This window comes from Dokdonia sp. MED134, from assembly GCF_000152925.2.
In the GTDB taxonomy this organism is placed as follows: Bacteria; Bacteroidota; Bacteroidia; order Flavobacteriales; family Flavobacteriaceae; genus Dokdonia.
Genome location: NZ_CP009301.1, coordinates 2,245,071 through 2,260,423 on the forward strand (window position 1 = coordinate 2,245,071; position 15,353 = coordinate 2,260,423).

General features: G+C 39.4%; 16 protein-coding genes. 7 read left to right on the forward strand and 9 right to left on the reverse strand.

Going from position 1 to position 15,353, the window contains the following annotated elements; translation table 11 throughout:
• Position 1 precedes the first annotated feature (1 nt).
• From MED134_RS09930 to MED134_RS09960, 7 genes are read right to left on the reverse strand one after another with little or no spacing between them, the layout of a single operon-like run.
• The gene (locus MED134_RS09930) at positions 2-1,768 is read right to left on the reverse strand and encodes a BatD family protein (RefSeq protein ID WP_038598454.1); all 1,767 of its coding nucleotides are present in this window, start codon (positions 1,766-1,768) and stop codon (positions 2-4) included.
• The gene (locus MED134_RS09935) at positions 1,768-2,658 is read right to left on the reverse strand and encodes a tetratricopeptide repeat protein (protein ID WP_038598457.1); all 891 of its coding nucleotides are present in this window, start codon (positions 2,656-2,658) and stop codon (positions 1,768-1,770) included. Before MED134_RS09935 ends, MED134_RS09930 begins: the two co-directional genes overlap by 1 nt.
• Before the next feature lie 3 nt (positions 2,659-2,661).
• The gene (locus tag MED134_RS09940) at positions 2,662-3,696 is read right to left on the reverse strand and encodes a vWA domain-containing protein (RefSeq protein WP_038598460.1); all 1,035 of its coding nucleotides are present in this window, start codon (positions 3,694-3,696) and stop codon (positions 2,662-2,664) included.
• Between the two features lie 28 nt (positions 3,697-3,724).
• On the reverse strand, positions 3,725-4,729 hold the full coding sequence (locus MED134_RS09945; RefSeq protein ID WP_038598463.1) for a vWA domain-containing protein: 1,005 nt from the start codon (positions 4,727-4,729) through the stop codon (positions 3,725-3,727).
• On the reverse strand, positions 4,729-6,393 hold the full coding sequence (locus MED134_RS09950; RefSeq protein WP_038598466.1) for a hypothetical protein: 1,665 nt from the start codon (positions 6,391-6,393) through the stop codon (positions 4,729-4,731). The genes MED134_RS09945 and MED134_RS09950 overlap by 1 nt, the downstream gene beginning before the upstream one ends.
• 31 nt (positions 6,394-6,424) lie before the next feature.
• Positions 6,425-7,291: a DUF58 domain-containing protein gene (locus MED134_RS09955; protein WP_038598469.1), complete on the reverse strand. Its 867-nt coding sequence runs from the start codon at positions 7,289-7,291 to the stop codon at positions 6,425-6,427.
• Between the two features lie 59 nt (positions 7,292-7,350).
• Positions 7,351-8,355 (reverse strand): AAA family ATPase, encoded by a 1,005-nt coding sequence (locus MED134_RS09960; protein ID WP_038598472.1) that lies wholly within the window; start codon positions 8,353-8,355, stop codon positions 7,351-7,353.
• Positions 8,356-8,522: 167 nt separating this feature from the next.
• On the opposite strand from MED134_RS09960, the gene MED134_RS09965 reads away from it, so the two are divergent.
• The 7 genes from MED134_RS09965 (at position 8,523) to MED134_RS09995 (ending at position 14,319) form a co-directional block, all read left to right on the forward strand.
• Complete coding sequence (locus tag MED134_RS09965; protein WP_038598474.1) at positions 8,523-9,389, forward strand: aldo/keto reductase family oxidoreductase; 867 nt, start codon at positions 8,523-8,525, stop codon at positions 9,387-9,389.
• Positions 9,390-9,399: 10 nt separating this feature from the next.
• On the forward strand, positions 9,400-10,152 hold the full coding sequence (locus MED134_RS09970; RefSeq protein ID WP_038598477.1) for an SDR family NAD(P)-dependent oxidoreductase: 753 nt from the start codon (positions 9,400-9,402) through the stop codon (positions 10,150-10,152).
• Positions 10,153-10,175: 23 nt separating this feature from the next.
• A complete protein-coding gene (locus MED134_RS09975) occupies positions 10,176-11,312 on the forward strand; it encodes an ATP-binding protein (RefSeq protein ID WP_038598480.1) in 1,137 nt (378 codons plus the stop codon).
• Between the two features lie 27 nt (positions 11,313-11,339).
• Positions 11,340-12,065, forward strand: a complete 726-nt coding sequence (locus MED134_RS09980; protein WP_038598483.1) for a metallophosphoesterase — start codon at positions 11,340-11,342, stop codon at positions 12,063-12,065.
• Positions 12,066-12,173: 108 nt separating this feature from the next.
• On the forward strand, positions 12,174-13,364 hold the full coding sequence (locus MED134_RS09985) for a sensor histidine kinase (protein ID WP_038598486.1): 1,191 nt from the start codon (positions 12,174-12,176) through the stop codon (positions 13,362-13,364).
• Positions 13,364-13,954 (forward strand): NUDIX domain-containing protein, encoded by a 591-nt coding sequence (locus MED134_RS09990; protein WP_038598488.1) that lies wholly within the window; start codon positions 13,364-13,366, stop codon positions 13,952-13,954. Before MED134_RS09985 ends, MED134_RS09990 begins: the two co-directional genes overlap by 1 nt.
• A 20-nt stretch (positions 13,955-13,974) precedes the next feature.
• A complete protein-coding gene (locus MED134_RS09995; protein ID WP_038598490.1) occupies positions 13,975-14,319 on the forward strand; it encodes a hypothetical protein in 345 nt (114 codons plus the stop codon).
• Positions 14,320-14,326: 7 nt separating this feature from the next.
• Here MED134_RS09995 and MED134_RS10000 read toward each other — a convergent pair whose 3' ends face one another.
• The gene (locus tag MED134_RS10000) at positions 14,327-14,716 is read right to left on the reverse strand and encodes an HIT family protein (protein WP_038598492.1); all 390 of its coding nucleotides are present in this window, start codon (positions 14,714-14,716) and stop codon (positions 14,327-14,329) included.
• 4 nt (positions 14,717-14,720) lie between these two features.
• Positions 14,721-15,197, reverse strand: coding sequence for a transcription elongation factor GreA (gene greA / locus MED134_RS10005; RefSeq protein ID WP_038598494.1), 477 nt, complete (start codon positions 15,195-15,197; stop codon positions 14,721-14,723).
• Positions 15,198-15,353: the final 156 nt, after the last annotated feature.

Genomic DNA, 15,353 nt, shown 5'->3' on the forward strand with positions numbered 1-15,353 from the left:
CTTATAATTGTTTATCTATGGCACTTATAACTCTCACGGCTTTATCATAATCTTGCTGCATTGCCACACTACTGGCTGGTGTATATCTAGCAAACTCGCAACTTTCTAGAAGACTTATAAACTCTATTGTGGTGTTTTGGTCTACATTACGTTCTTTAAGTAATCTTGTGATGCGATCTTTAGACATCTCACTGGTTGTGATGTTAAGTTTTGCTTTAAGGTAGTTGTGTAGTGCACGCTCCATTGCGATGTAAAACTCTTTTTGACTACCTAGGTTTTTCTTTGCTGTAGCGAGAAATTTTCTAGCAAGCTTATCTGCCTTGCGTATTCTATTACCCGTGACATCATTTGCATAGGACTCCTGCTTTTTGCGTACAAGTATGGCTATAGGAATCAATAGAAATGGAAGTAGACTAAGCATCCAAAATAGTGTGCTCTTAAAGAACTTTTCTTGCGTTACTGGTTTAAGGTTTGCAGTTGTCTTTATGTACTGAAATTGATTATTTGAAGCAACGACTTGCTGCTGCTTTGTATCATTAGTGTCAGATATTGCACTTGCAGTGTCTGTAGGTCCATTTTCTACTGTAATTACACGCTCTTGTGAGGTGATACGTTCGTAAGACTTGGTCTTAGGGTTAAAGTACGTAAATGAAAGTGGTGGTATGGGGTAACTGCCCTTAAACTGTGGTACAACTGTATATGTATCTTCCTTAAGGCCGCTCATACCGGCAAGATTAGTACGTATTTTATCGCTATTTTCTGGCTCATATACTTCTAGTGTACTTGGCAAGTTAGGTTTAGGTAATTCAAAAAGTTTGAGATTTCCTCTTCCTTGTACTTGTAACTTTAGCTGAAAAGCCTCTCCTGCATCTAGTGTATCCTTAGTTGAGGTGACTTTAAAGTCAAATTCACCTACAGCACCAGAAAAGTAATCTGGTTTGCCAGCATCTGGTAATGGTTTTACATCTACCGTTCTTATAGGAGCGCTTACTGTAATATTTGCACTTTTACTAAGTATACGTCCAAAGATGTCACGGCGATTAGTAGGGACACTTACGGCAACACTTAAACTTAAAGGTTCTATTTCTAACTTTCCTGTTTTTTGAGGGTAGAGCACAGTACGTCTTAAGATAACATAGCGATAGTCTTCTCCTTTATACTTGCCTTCATAAATTTTAAACTGCTTCTCGTCTGCGCTTTGACTCCAGAAGTCTGCAAACTTTGGTGAGTCAAGCTCACGCCAGTTATTTACACTTGTCTCTTTTGAGACATAAAGCTTGTAAACAATAGTAAATGCTTCATTGAGATAAGGGCTATTTTTTGAAACCTCTGCCACGAGATGTACTTTTTCTTTTGCCAGATACGTAGGGTCATTTGGGTCTTTTGGGACCTCTACAGCGGCAGTAACCGTAACTGGTACTGGTGGTGATTTATAGACTTGACCCCCTACTGTTATTTCGGCCTGGCCTATCTCAAGGTTGCCACGCTTAGTGGGTGATAATACATAAGAATATGTTTTTGAAAAACTACTCTTACCATTTACCCACTGCCTGCTTGTAGTCTGGCTAGGGCCACCTACCACGCTAAAACCTTCAAAACTAGGAGCTCTAAAATTATCTCCATCTTGGTTCATTATAAAATCTACACGTAAACGCTCATTTACACCTAGTCTATTCTTGCTCAACTTTGCATTGAACTGAACGTCTTGCGCAAATAAAACTGTCCCTATGAGTAGAAACAGGTAAACTATGTTTGATTTCATCTTCATTACCAGTCTTTCTCCGTTTTTACTTTTGCACCTTTTACCTTCTGTGCATTTATCTTTTCTTGGGTTTTTTTCTCTTGGTCCTGCATCGCCTTTAGTAAACTCTGTACTTGTTGAGGAGATAGTTGCCCTTTCTTAGGTTGCGGTGGTGGTTGTTTTTTATCTTCTTCACCCTCGCCACCATCTTGCTTTTTGTCTTTGTCTTTTGGGTCTCCTTTATCATCTTCTTTCTGCTCTCCCTCGTCTTCTTTTTCTTCGCCCTTATCGTCTGTTTCTTCCTTGTCGCCGTCTTCTCCCTCTTTTTTATCTCCTTCCCCTTTGTCGTCTTTTTTATTTTCCTCTTTATCTTGGTTTTCGTCTTGGTTTTCTTGGTCGTCATTATCGCTACCACCACCGCCATTGTTTTCCTTTTCTTTTTTGGCAAGTTGTAAATTATAGCGTGTTTCTTCGTCTGTAGGATCTGCGCGTAGGGCATTTTTATAGGCTTCTACAGCTCCATCCCATTGCTCTTGTTGAAAGAGTGCATTACCTAGGTTGTGATATGCTTTGTGCTTTTCTCTTTTAGTTTGGGCAACAGCGGCTGCCTTGGCTAGTGCACTTGTACTTTCTTCCCACTTTTTGTTTTTGTAATAGTTGTTTCCTGCATTATATTTTGCAGGTACACTCTCTGGTGTGAGTGAGATGGCTGCTCTTAGATTTGATTCCGCTTTCGCGAAAGCGTCAAAATCTACAACGCCACCTTCTTGGTTTATCATTGCTTCCGTGCCTTCTAGAATATACTCTCTAGCCTCACCCGCCAGCGGATTTTCAAGTGTCTTTCCTTCTTTTGCTTTTTCTTGAGCTATGGCAGTAAAAGCTAGTGTGGCGAGCGCCAGTGTAAGTAACTTTTTCATTGCTTAGTTATCATTAAAAAGGTTTAACTTTTTGAGCCAATTAGTCTTACGGTCTAGTAGAAATATATCTAAAAATAAAAACAGTAATCCTGCGCCTAAAAACCATTGAAACTGATCTTTAAAATCTGCAAACTGCTTGGCTTCAAATTCTTTTTTGTCCATACCATTGAGCAAATTCTGTACCGTTTCAACCACCGTGGCAGTGCTGTTACCGTCTATATACTCACCATTAGCCTGCTCTGCAATAGCCTTGAGAGTAGCCTCGTCTAGGCGTGTGATTACGGTCTCTCCGTTTTGATCTTTCTTATAAGATTGTACAATGCCATTGCGCTTGAGAGGTATGGGGCCACCTTCGGTTTTACCTACGCCTATGGTAAAAATGCGTATACCTTCTTTATTTGCTTGTTCTGCTAGGCTCGATGCTTCTCCCACGTGATCCTCACCATCTGATATGATAAAAAGCACACGATTAGTTTGCTCCTCATCATTATAATAGGTTTTTGCGAGTTCTATAGCTTCTCCTATGGCCGTACCCTGGCTAGAGAGCATATCTGTATTCATCTGGCTTAAAAATAGCTTAGCACTGCTATAATCTGTCGTGATAGGTAGTTGTGGGTATGCACTTCCTGCATAGGCTATAATCCCTATACGATCGCTACCCAGACTATTGATGATTTGAGTAACTAGTTGTTTTGATTTTTCAATTCTATTAGGCGCTATATCTTCTGCTAGCATAGATTTTGAAACGTCTATGGCAAACACCACATCTACTCCCTCGCGCTTTACGGTCTCAAGTTTAGTTCCCATTTTTGGGTTAACGAGTCCTACTACTAAAAATGCAATGGCAATACAGATCATAAGGACCTTAAGACCTGGTTTAAAATAAGACCTGTCTGGACTTAATTTTTTAAGAAGATTTGCGCTTGCAAATTTCTTTTGAGCACTGCGCTGCCAGATTAATACCCCCATATATAAGAGTATCACCGCTGGTATAGCGAGCAGTAACCAAAACCATATTTTTTCTTCTAATAGATACATAGGTGCCTTTTACAAAAGCATATATTATTTATATAAAACTCTTAAAAACAGTATACTTTAATAATAACTCAATCATAAGTAACAATCCTGCTAGTAAAACTAGAGGCCTGTACTTTTCCTCATAATTTGTATACTTAAACTCTTCTACATCGGTACGTTCAAGTTTATCTATCTCGTCATAGATTTCTTGAAGTTTCTTGTTGTTAGTCGCTCTAAAATATTGACCCCCTGTGGTTTCGGCGATTTCTTCTAGTAGCTCTTCATCTATAGTAACTTGTATGTTTTCATACACAAAGGTACCGTTAGGGTTACGAGCATAAGGTGATAGTGCCGTGCCGTTTGTACCCATCCCGATGGTGTATACTTTAATGCCAAACTCTTGTGCGAGCTCTGCTGCGATACGTGGGTCTATCTGTCCCGCATTATTCTCACCATCTGTCATTAATATGATAACCTTGCTTAATGCTTTGCTGTCTTTAATGCGGTTTACACCCGTTGCTAGCCCCATACCTATAGCGGTTCCTCCTTCTATAATGCTGTTGTACTGTATGCCTTTAAGCGCACTTAGTACAATACTCTTATCACTCGTGATAGGTGTTTTTGTAAAACTCTCTCCCGCATACTCTACCAGCCCTATACGATCGTTAGGACGCCCATTTATAAAACTTGAGGCTACTTTTTTAAGTGCTTCCAGTCTATTAGGACGTAAATCTTTTGCCAGCATACTGGCAGATACGTCTATCGCGATTACGATATCTATACCTTTTGTGGTTTTAGTCTTAGTAGATACCTCTACATTACGCGGTCTAGCGAGTGCCACTATAATAAGACTAAGAGCTGCTAGTCTCAAAATAAATAGAAGCGGTCTGAGTTTAGGTAAAATGCTAGTGCTCGTTTTAAAACCTTTAATGCTAGATATTTTTACCGCAGGAGTTTGCTTCTTGCGTTTCCATAAGTACCAAGCGATTGCCACTGGCAGTGCAAGAAACAACCAGAAAAACTCAGGATTTGAAAATTCAAAATTGCTTAGCATTACTTCTCTTCTTCTTTTGCTTGCAGTTCTACACTTTGCATCACGCGCTCTGCGATTTGTTTACCATAAGGATCTTCATCGTGCCAGCTTATAAATAATTGCTGAATCACACTTTCTGACTGAAAAGTTAAAAATGCATACTCACCAGAGTCCATCATTTCCTTTTCTTCGTCTATAATTTGAGTTCCTTTTCCAAAGGTTTTAAGACCTTCAGCACCATTAGGGGTTTTGAACTTTTCATTCTTCACAACATCTGCAGAGAAGCCGTTTTGCTCAAACATCGCAAGTTGATTTGCAATGAGCTGCTCTACTTTCACTTCGGCGTTTTCTGGAAATTTAAATTGAAATACGAGTATAGAAACATTTGCTGGTACAGTAGACCACGCAAATGAGGTTGCCTCCATTTGCCCTTGCGCCTCAGGTGGTAATGCTATTTCTTGTCTTGTAAGAACCTTTGGTGTACTCACAATCATAGATGGCGCTCCATACTCACTGGTAATCCAAGTACCTTCGGCAAGCTCACGGGTCATATTCCCGAAGACAAAATCTTTAACCTCACTATACCCCTTAACAACTATACCTACGGTGGTTGCTACAAGTAAGATGGCCAGAACACCACCTATTGCGGTAAGCCATAGTTTTCTTTTACGCTTTCGCGAAAGCGCTTCTCTATAATCCTCCTGCTTCATAAGTTCTTCTACAGTAGGAGGTGGGAGTGCTTCTTTAGTTTCTTTTACTATTTCTTCTACACTAAGACGGTCTGCTTGCGCCTTACCCTCTGGCGGATTTACACGTGCAAATTTTATAAGGTCTGCACGTTTAAAAATATCTTTAAGCTTTACAATAGTCTCCCCGCTGAAGTCAATGTGACCACTGTCGCGCTCCATCTCAAGACGGGCAATGAGCTCATCTGTTGTGCTCTCCATAGCACGATCATATACCTTCTCATCATAGTAGCGACGTATGGCATCTGTAAGTACGGTGTAGTATTCCTTATATTTTGCTTGAGCGATATAATCTTCTTGATCTAGTGCGTTGAGTGTTGCAATAGCTTGCTCAAAAGGAGGCACATATTTTTCTGCCTCTTTTTGTTTTTTATGACGACGCAGTAAGAACCATAAAAATAAGGCAATGGCAATAAGTACTGGGATGATCCATAACAGGTACTTCCACCACTTGCTATAGTCTCTAGGTAACTCTATAATAGGTTTAATATCATAAAGACCTTGGTTTACAGTGTCTAGTACAACATTATTTACTTCTACTAGAAAAGTATCTGTCTCTACAGTTTTAGTCCCTATGATTATTTTTTGCTTTGGAATTACATAGCGACCACTATCAAACTGTGTTAAACCATATCTCTTTACAAGCTTTACTCTTGCAGATGTTGAGCTTGCGGTGTCAATTTTATAACTTTCTATAACCTCAAGAGGATTAAAAGTTTGCCCCTCTGGAAAAACTACCGCCTCACCATCATTTGCAAGAACTTCAATCTTGTAATTAATTTGTTGCCCTATAAGAATGCTTGTAGAATCTATGGTGGCACGTACATCATCTTGAGCTTGAGACGATGTGGCAAAAAGAAAGCAGATCAAGAAAAACACAAACAAGGCAGACTTAGATATGCCAGCTGTATTAAAGTTATGTTGTCTTGAGGTATTCATTAGGTATTTCTCTTTGGGGTTTTTATCGCTACTAGCCACGTCTTTTAAAATATCCGAGTAGCTTTTTTACATAGCTTTCATCTGTACGTACATCTATAACACCGGCACCACTGCGCTTAAAGGTTTCTTTAAAGTAAGCAACACGCTCTTTATAGTATACCTCATAGTTTGTTCTTATCTTTTTTGAACTTGTGTTGATAAGTGCTAGTTCGCCAGTTTCTTCATCTTCCATTTGTACAATACCTAGGCTAGGTATTTTTTCTTCTCGCTGGTCATAAATACGTATACCTGTAATATCGTGCTTATTTGCAGCAATTTTCATTGTTTGCTCATAGCCGTCTGTAATAAAGTCTGAAAGCACAAAAACAATGGCTTTCTTTTTCATCACATTACTAAGGTACTTTATGGCTTGTGCAAGGTCTGTCTTTTTTGAACTAGGTTTAAACTCTAGTAACTCGCGTATGATGCGTAGTACGTGAGACTTTCCTTTTTTAGGAGGTATAAATAGCTCTATCTCATCTGTAAAAAGGATGAGACCTATTTTATCATTATTCTGCATTGCACTAAAGGCGAGTGTTGCCGCAATTTCAGTAACAATTTCATTTTTAAACTGCTTGTCTGTGCCAAAAAACTCAGACCCAGACACATCTGCCACGAGCATCATTGTGAGCTCTCGCTCTTCTTCAAAAACTTTAATGTACGGCTCACTGTAACGTGCTGTCACGTTCCAGTCTATATTACGCACATCATCACCAAACTGGTACTGGCGCACCTCAGAAAAAGTCATACCACGACCCTTAAAGGTAGAGTGATATTCTCCACCAAAAATGTGATCAGACAGTCTACGTGTCTTGATCTCGATCTTGCGTACTTTTTTAAGAAGTTCTTTTGTATCCAATTCTTTTTGGGACTATAATTTATCGCATAGTAACTGTTCTCACTGTTTTATGAGACTGTCTATGGTACTTCTATCTGGTTTACAATCTTGTTTATGATATCTACAGAGGTAATATTTTCTGCTTCTGCTTCATAGGTAATACCTATACGGTGGCGCAGTATATCGTGTACCACGGCACGTACATCTTCTGGTATAACATAACCACGCCGCTTGATAAATGCATAACATTTTGCAGCTGTGGCAAGGTTAATACTACCACGAGGCGATGCTCCAAAGTTTATGAGAGGTTTTAAATCTGCCAGGCCATAATTTTCTGGGTAACGCGTTGCAAAGATGATATCAAGAATGTACTTCTCAATTTTTTCATCCATATACACTTCTTTTACCGCCTCTTGCGCTCTTATAATTTGCTCTACAGATACTACAGGATTTACTTTTTCATAAGAACCCTTTAAGTTCTGGCGTATGATGAGTTGCTCATCTTCCAGTTTTGGGTAATCTATAACTGTTTTGAGCATAAAACGGTCTACCTGTGCTTCTGGTAGTGGGTACGTTCCTTCTTGCTCTACAGGGTTTTGTGTAGCCATTACTAAAAATGGCTTATCTAGTTTAAAAGTTTCATCACCTATGGTAACTTGCTTTTCTTGCATTGCCTCTAGTAGGGCAGATTGCACTTTTGCCGGAGCACGGTTGATCTCATCTGCAAGAACGAAGTTTGCAAAAATAGGTCCCTTCTTGATGCTAAAGTCTGCAAGCTTCATATTATAAATAAGCGTTCCCACAACATCTGCAGGTAGTAAGTCTGGCGTAAATTGTATACGAGAGAAAGAGCCGTGTACCGCTTGTGACAAGGTGTTTATGGCTAGCGTTTTTGCAAGACCAGGCACTCCTTCTAGAAGAATGTGACCACGACCCAAAAGACCTATGAGCAATCGCTCAATCATATGCTTTTGACCCACAATTACTTTATTCATCTCCATTGTAAGAACCTCTACAAAGGCACTCTCACGCTCAATTTTTTCATTGATTGCCTGTATGTCAATCGATGTAGTATTTTCTTCCATAATTCTTTATTCTAGTAAGCAGAAACTTCTAACGTCGCAAAGTCTTATTTTATTCCTGAAAATCTTGTTAACATTTGGTTAAAAAATATTGAAAATAAAGGGCTTCGCACACATTTCTGTAGTTTTAGAACAACTATTTTTAATAAAATCAAATTTAAAAACTACGGATGCAATTTTCAAGAATAATTCAAGGCTGTATGACCTGGGGCGTTTGGGGCAAGCAATTTAATGAACGCCAAATGGTTGAGACCATACATCACTGCCTTGAGCAAGGCATTACCACCTTTGACCACGCAGATATTTACGGCGATTATACGACAGAGGGTGAGTGGGGTAGCGCTTTCGCGAAAGCGAACATCCCTAGAGAAACCGTACAAATTATAAGCAAGTGCGGTATCCAGATGATGGGTGACAACAGGCCAGAAAACACCATAAAACATTACCAGTACGACAAAGATTACATCATAGCCAGCGCCGAAAGGTCTCTCAAAGAGCTACAAACGGAGTACCTTGATTTATTCTTATTACATAGACCAAGTCCCCTGCTTGCTCCAGATGAGGTAGCGGCAGCAGTGAGCCAGTTAAAAGAACAGGGGAAGATTAAAAACTTTGGACTTTCTAACTTTACGGCTTCACAAACAGCACTTGTGGCATCACGTGTAGCAGTGAGTGCAAACCAGCTCGAAATCTCCATAACAGAGCGTAGCGCCCTAGATGATGGGAGTCTAGATTATATGATGACTAATGGGATCACACCTATGAGTTGGAGTCCGCTGGGATCTGTTTTTAGAGAAGAGACACCGCAGAGCGATCGCATTAAAAAAGCGCTAGAGCCGTTATGCGAAAAGTACAATGCCACACAAGATCAATTATTACTAGCCTGGTTGCTCAAGCACCCAGCGGGTATACACCCAGTTATAGGGACCACAACTGCGAGCCGTATTACAAATGCTGTACTGGCAGAAAAAATAGCATTAAGCCTTAAAGATTGGTTTACCATCTTAGAAGCTAGCGTAGGAGAAGAAGTAGCATAAAGAAAATATTATGAAAACAGCACTTATAACCGGAGCCACCAGTGGTATAGGTAAAGCAACAGCCACTCGATTTGCACAAGAAGGGGTACGTCTCATTCTTTGCGGTCGTCGTGAGGAAGTATTAAAACAACTACAAAATGAGCTTGGTAAGCACGTGCCTGTACACACACTTACATTTGATGTGCGTAACAATGAAGATGTTACCACTGCGATACAAAGTCTACCAGAAGATTTTAATACCATAGATATCTTAATTAACAATGCAGGTAATGCCCACGGTCTGGACCCTATACAAAATGGCTCTATAGATGATTGGGATGCAATGCTCGACATTAATGTAAAAGGATTGCTGTATGTGAGTAAAGCAATTATCCCACAGATGACAGCGCGTAAGAAAGGTCATATCATAAATATAGGCTCTACAGCTGGCAAAGAAGTGTATCCTAATGGCAATGTATACTGTGCAAGTAAGCACGCTGTAGATGCTATAAACCAAGGGATGCGTCTAGATCTTAATAAGCATAACATACGTGTGGGAGCCATAAACCCCGGGATGGTCGAAACTGACTTTAGTAAAGTTCGCTTTAAAAATGATGATGAGCGAGCAGATAAGGTGTATCAAGGTTTTGACTGCCTACAACCAGAAGACATTGCAGACATTATACACTTTACAGTCACCAGACCTTATCACGTAAACATTGCAGATCTCGTCGTGCTCTCCACAGCACAAGCAAGCTCTACGGTAGTTAATAGAAATGACTAGAATATAACAATGCACAGAGCACGATGATTAATAAACGACTTCTTGTAAAAAATCTTCTCGCTCACAATGACGAGAACAGTTTTTATGACAAGAAGCGTAAGATTGACATTAGCAATAAAGAGGGCAAAGCAAAATTTTTAAAACATATCTGTGCGCTGTCCAATAGCAACCCAAAAAATAATTCGTACATCGTCATAGGCGTAGATGACGGCGAAAATGATATTATGGGCGTGCCGTTCTTTGATGATAGTAAGTTGCAAAACCTCATAAACGCATATCTAGATAACCCACCTATTATCTCTTATGAGAACATACCATTCCCTAATCTCCCGGCAGATAAGGTGGTGGGCCTTGTAACCATTAGAGCACAAGATAAACTTACAGCTTTACGTCGCAATATTTGGAAATACTGGGGAGGTACAGTCTTTTTTAGAGATGGCAGTATCTCTATGCCTAAGGTCTTTAAGTCTGATATAGTAGATGTAAATAGTGACATTGTTGCTGCAATAGAGAGACACGCAAAAAACAGCATAAAACTCACACTAGACGGTGTGATGGATTTTGTAAATCATCGTCATAAAGATAGGGACAGCACTTATAAAGTCTTTAAAGAGCAGTTTGTACTGTGCTGGGCAGGAGTAAAAAAAGTGGTTAAGGGTGAGACCTATTACTCAAGAGTAGATATAGAGCTTATTAATGAGCAGGTGAAATTATTTTACTCTTCGCTGGACGAGGTTTCAATTACCTATGATGAAGATTGTTTTAAGATTTTAGAGTATGTGCATCTCGGAGTACAAGAGCAGTTTAAATATTACCCACTAGAAGAGGTTGAGATACGCTTTCGCGAAAGCGGAACCTACACCATTCATACCAATTTGGTGTTTGAGCCACCTCAGGTAGATAGAAAGACGTTGTATCATATTTTTAATAATAACAATGTTATTTTTTATAAGCTTAAACGTGGTATAGCGCTCAATCAAGGTGAGTGGAAGGATTTATATAATCTATCAAACACATATCTAATTTGTTATCTCAACGGTTTTGATAGTGCAATGCAAAAACTAGTAGAGCTCAAACCGTTTATGAAAAAGATAAGAGGTGGTGCCTACGGTAGATATCGCGAGACAATGCGTATTTTGAGAAAGGTGAGGTATGAATAAAATATAAAAGAAGGATAGTTACGATTTATGAGAACATTAATTTTTGGAGATATACACGGTGGTTTACGTGCCTTAGAGCAAGCTATGGAGAGGGCAAAGGTTAGAGCAGAAGATCATCTCATTTTTTTAGGTGATTATGTAGATGGATGGAGCGAGAGTGCAGAGGTTATAGATAAGCTTATGGAGCTTCAAAAATCAAATAAAACAACCTTTATACGAGGCAATCACGATGACCTCGTGCAGCAGTGGCTAGAAGGTAAGGAGATGTCGCCTAAGTGGCTACAGCACGGGGGACAAAGCACTATAGACTCTTACAGTCGTAGGTCTAAAGAAGAGATCAAGACGCATCTGGATTTTTACAAAACGTTTAAAGACTATCATATAGATGAGCATAATAGAATGTTTTGTCACGCAGGATTTCAAAACCTTAACGGGCCTGAGCACGAGTGGCACACCACAGTTTTCTTTTGGGATAGAACTTTATGGGAAATGGTATGTGCTATGCGAGATGATATAGCCGAGAGTGATGCTTTATACCCTAAGCGCTTAAAGCTTTTTACGGAGATATTTATAGGGCACACACCTACTAATCGTATTAATAAAACAACGCCTGTAAATAAAGCTAACGTTTGGAATCTAGACACAGGAGCCGCTTTTAAAGGACCGCTTACCGTAATGGATGTGCATACTAAGGAGTACTGGCAGAGTGACCCATTACCAGCTTTATATCCCAATGAAAATGGTAGAAATTAACTACTAGCATATCATAAAGATGCGGTCATTTTTTTAATAGATATTGAGCGTGTTTTATAACATAGTTGGTTTTTGAATTGTCTGTATCTTTAACCCAAATAGCATTGTATGAATTTTAGCGCACAGCCGCATATTGCGAGATGGTTTATCATCATCTCATCACTTATCATTACCACACTCATCTTGTGGAATGTGTCGCTATTTTTTGACCAACTTAAAGATGCAGAGCAGTCTAAGGTAGAGATTTATGCTGCCGCAATGAGAGCCCTTGCAAATACAAGTGAGGTTAACCTAGAAAGTCGTAATAGAGATACCCGCATATTATCTAACGAGCTTACCTCTTTGCAAAGCCTTATCATAAGTGATAATAGAACGATCCCATTATTACTGTATCAACTGGAGGCAGATACTTTTGTGCCTCAAAATATTCCAGATGCAGATAAGCTCTCGCAAGAAGATTTAAGACAGCTAGCCGAAGAGTATGCACTGGTAAATGAGCCTATTGCTATCACCTTTGATGGCGTAGAGGAGCAAACACTATATTATGGCAACTCGGCTATTATAAATCAGATCAAGTACTTTCCTATTGCGCTTATCGTGATAGTTATTCTCTTTATAGCCTTAATTTACTTTTACTATCTCACCTCAAAAGCGGGTTCTCAAAACTTATTATGGGCTGGGATGGCAAAAGAAACAGCACACCAGATAGGGACACCACTCTCATCACTGGTAGGATGGACAGAAATTCTCAAAACAGAAAATGTAGATCCAGACTATATTGCAGAGATGACTAAAGATATTAATAGGCTTGAGACTATTACAAATCGTTTTAGTAAAATAGGCTCTGTGCCAGATCTTAAAAAAGTAGACCTCATTGCAGAGACACAAGAGGCTTATGATTACTTAAGCAAGCGCAGCTCAAAACTCATCACCTTTACGCTAGACATCCCGCAGGGGCAACTACCAGTAATGCTCAATAAAGAACTATATGGCTGGACATTTGAAAATCTTATAAAAAATGCCATAGATGCGATGAAGGGTAAAGGTGCGTTAACCATTACTATCACTCGTGATAAACGCTTTGCGATTGTTCAAATTACAGATACGGGTAAAGGCATTGCTAAGTCTAAGTTTAATAAAATCTTTGAACCAGGTTTTACTACCAAAAAAAGAGGTTGGGGGCTAGGGCTATCACTCGCAAGACGTATCATAGAAGAGTATCACGATGGCCGCATTAAAGTACTCGACTCTGAGGTTAATAAAGGAACAACAATGCAAATAGCTTTACGTCTCGCATAATGAGTAATCGAATAAAAAACGTAGTAGAAGAGATCATAAGTGATCAGTGGGCAACGCTAAAAAAAGTAACCTACAGTTATCAAAACCAAGACCAATCTTGGAGCGATGTAAAGCGCGAGGTATATGACAGAGGCCACGGAGCCTGTGCCTTGCTTTATAATGTAAAAAAGCAAACGGTCATTCTCATAAAACAGTTTAGGCTACCTGCATATCTTGCGGGAGACAATGGTTTTTTAACAGAAGTGCCTGCCGGTATTATAGAAGACGAGGCGCCAGAGCAAGCCATTATACGTGAGATAGAGGAGGAGACCGGTTATGTTCTACCAGTACTTACTAGTGTGGGAGATATTTTTACCTCTCCTGGAGCGGTAACAGAGCGCATTTTTCTATTTATTGCACCTTATGACGATGCTCAAAAAGTAACAGATGGTGGTGGTCTAGATAGTGAAAACGAAGATATTGAGGTGGTTGAGTACGCTTTCGCGAAAGCGTTACAAGACGTAAAAAAAGGTGTTATTAAAGATGCCAAAACAATTATCTTACTACAGCACCTGGCACTCTCTGGTGTGATGAAAACATCCAATTTGTAACGTGCAAGCGTATCACATTTATGAAAACAATTTATAAAACCATACATACGGCTGCCTTGCAGTGCAACTGCCCAGAATGTTATAGTAATAGTGGCTTAGAGTTAAGCTTTAAACAGGAGTGGAAAGATACTTTCTGGTCAAAAAAGGCAACAGATGTCGTGAGAGAAGAGTTGGTTTGTAAACATTGCAATTTTCCTATCTACCCCGTAAGCTGGACCGAAGATATTGAGCGCCTTTATGAGTACCATAATAAGCTTGCCAAAAAGGAAACGTATAAAAAATTAAAAGCCCAAACCTATATCATAGGACTTGGACTTTTAGTTACTTTATGTGTTATTATTTATGGAGTAATAACATATTACTAGTAGTATTCTATAAAGCTTTCTTTATATCACTTATAAGCTCCTTAAATTCATCATCTGTAAGAGATACTTTCTTTTCAAATCTTATGTCATCCATATCTTGTAGCGGGATGAGGTGTACGTGCACGTGTGGTACTTCAAGACCTATGACAGATACGCCTACACGTTTACAAGGCACTGCCTTCTCTAGAGCGATTGCTACCTTGCGAGAAAAACGCATCAGGTCAAGATACTCTTGTTCCTCTAGGTCAAAAATCTTGTTTACCTCTTTTTTAGGGATACAAAGGGTGTGACCTTTTGCATTAGGATTTATATCTAGTATTGCGATATGCTTATCATCCTCTGCAACAATTTGGCCTGGGATTTCTCGGTTTATGATTTTTGTAAAAATGCTTGACATCGTTCTAGTCTCTAGTGATTGATACTACGTCAAATTTCATTATCCCGCTAGGCACTTGTATTTCGGCAACGTCACCTACTTCTTTGCCTAGAAGTCCTTTACCTATAGGTGAGTCTACAGAGATAAGTCCTTTCTTGATGTCGGCTTCATTTTGAGCTACTAGTTTGTAGGTCATTGTCGCGCCGTTAGTCTGGTTTTTAATTTTTACGGTAGAGTGTACCAGCACTTTTGAGGTGTCTAGTTGAGACTCATCTATGATGCGAGCGTTTGCGGCAAGCTCTTCTAGTTTTGAGATGCGCATTTCTAGCATTCCTTGTGCTTCTTTGGCAGCATCATATTCGGCATTTTCACTCAGATCTCCCTTGTCACGTGCATCTGCAATATCTTGTGATGCCTTAGGGCGCTCTACATCACGTAGGTGATTAAGTTCATCTTTAAGTTTTTGTAATCCTTCTGCTGTATAGTAATTTACCTTGCTCATAATAGATCCGGTTTTAAATAATATTAGTAATAAAATGATGTGTCAATTTCTCAAACACAAAAAAAGTCCCTCTTCGGGACGTGCCTTACGAATATACGAAATATTTTAAATCCTTTCTCGTTTTATAGTACCTTGCGAGCTTTATAGGATTAAAAT

What these genes read in the sequence shown, in the direction of transcription:
- MED134_RS09980 (WP_038598483.1), top strand. Translation starts at nt 11,340, where the DNA reads ATGAGAACATTAATTTTTGGAGATATACACGGTGGTTTACGTGCCTTA.
- MED134_RS09935 (WP_038598457.1), bottom strand. Translation starts at nt 2,658, where the DNA reads ATGAAAAAGTTACTTACACTGGCGCTCGCCACACTAGCTTTTACTGCC.
- MED134_RS09995 (WP_038598490.1), top strand. Translation starts at nt 13,975, where the DNA reads ATGAAAACAATTTATAAAACCATACATACGGCTGCCTTGCAGTGCAAC.
- MED134_RS09965 (WP_038598474.1), top strand. Translation starts at nt 8,523, where the DNA reads ATGCAATTTTCAAGAATAATTCAAGGCTGTATGACCTGGGGCGTTTGG.
- MED134_RS09975 (WP_038598480.1), top strand. Translation starts at nt 10,176, where the DNA reads ATGATTAATAAACGACTTCTTGTAAAAAATCTTCTCGCTCACAATGAC.
- greA (WP_038598494.1), bottom strand. Translation starts at nt 15,197, where the DNA reads ATGAGCAAGGTAAATTACTATACAGCAGAAGGATTACAAAAACTTAAA.
- MED134_RS09970 (WP_038598477.1), top strand. Translation starts at nt 9,400, where the DNA reads ATGAAAACAGCACTTATAACCGGAGCCACCAGTGGTATAGGTAAAGCA.
- MED134_RS09960 (WP_038598472.1), bottom strand. Translation starts at nt 8,355, where the DNA reads ATGGAAGAAAATACTACATCGATTGACATACAGGCAATCAATGAAAAA.
- MED134_RS10000 (WP_038598492.1), bottom strand. Translation starts at nt 14,716, where the DNA reads ATGTCAAGCATTTTTACAAAAATCATAAACCGAGAAATCCCAGGCCAA.
- MED134_RS09990 (WP_038598488.1), top strand. Translation starts at nt 13,364, where the DNA reads ATGAGTAATCGAATAAAAAACGTAGTAGAAGAGATCATAAGTGATCAG.
- MED134_RS09950 (WP_038598466.1), bottom strand. Translation starts at nt 6,393, where the DNA reads ATGAATACCTCAAGACAACATAACTTTAATACAGCTGGCATATCTAAG.
- MED134_RS09945 (WP_038598463.1), bottom strand. Translation starts at nt 4,729, where the DNA reads ATGCTAAGCAATTTTGAATTTTCAAATCCTGAGTTTTTCTGGTTGTTT.
- MED134_RS09940 (WP_038598460.1), bottom strand. Translation starts at nt 3,696, where the DNA reads ATGTATCTATTAGAAGAAAAAATATGGTTTTGGTTACTGCTCGCTATA.
- MED134_RS09985 (WP_038598486.1), top strand. Translation starts at nt 12,174, where the DNA reads ATGAATTTTAGCGCACAGCCGCATATTGCGAGATGGTTTATCATCATC.
- MED134_RS09930 (WP_038598454.1), bottom strand. Translation starts at nt 1,768, where the DNA reads ATGAAGATGAAATCAAACATAGTTTACCTGTTTCTACTCATAGGGACA.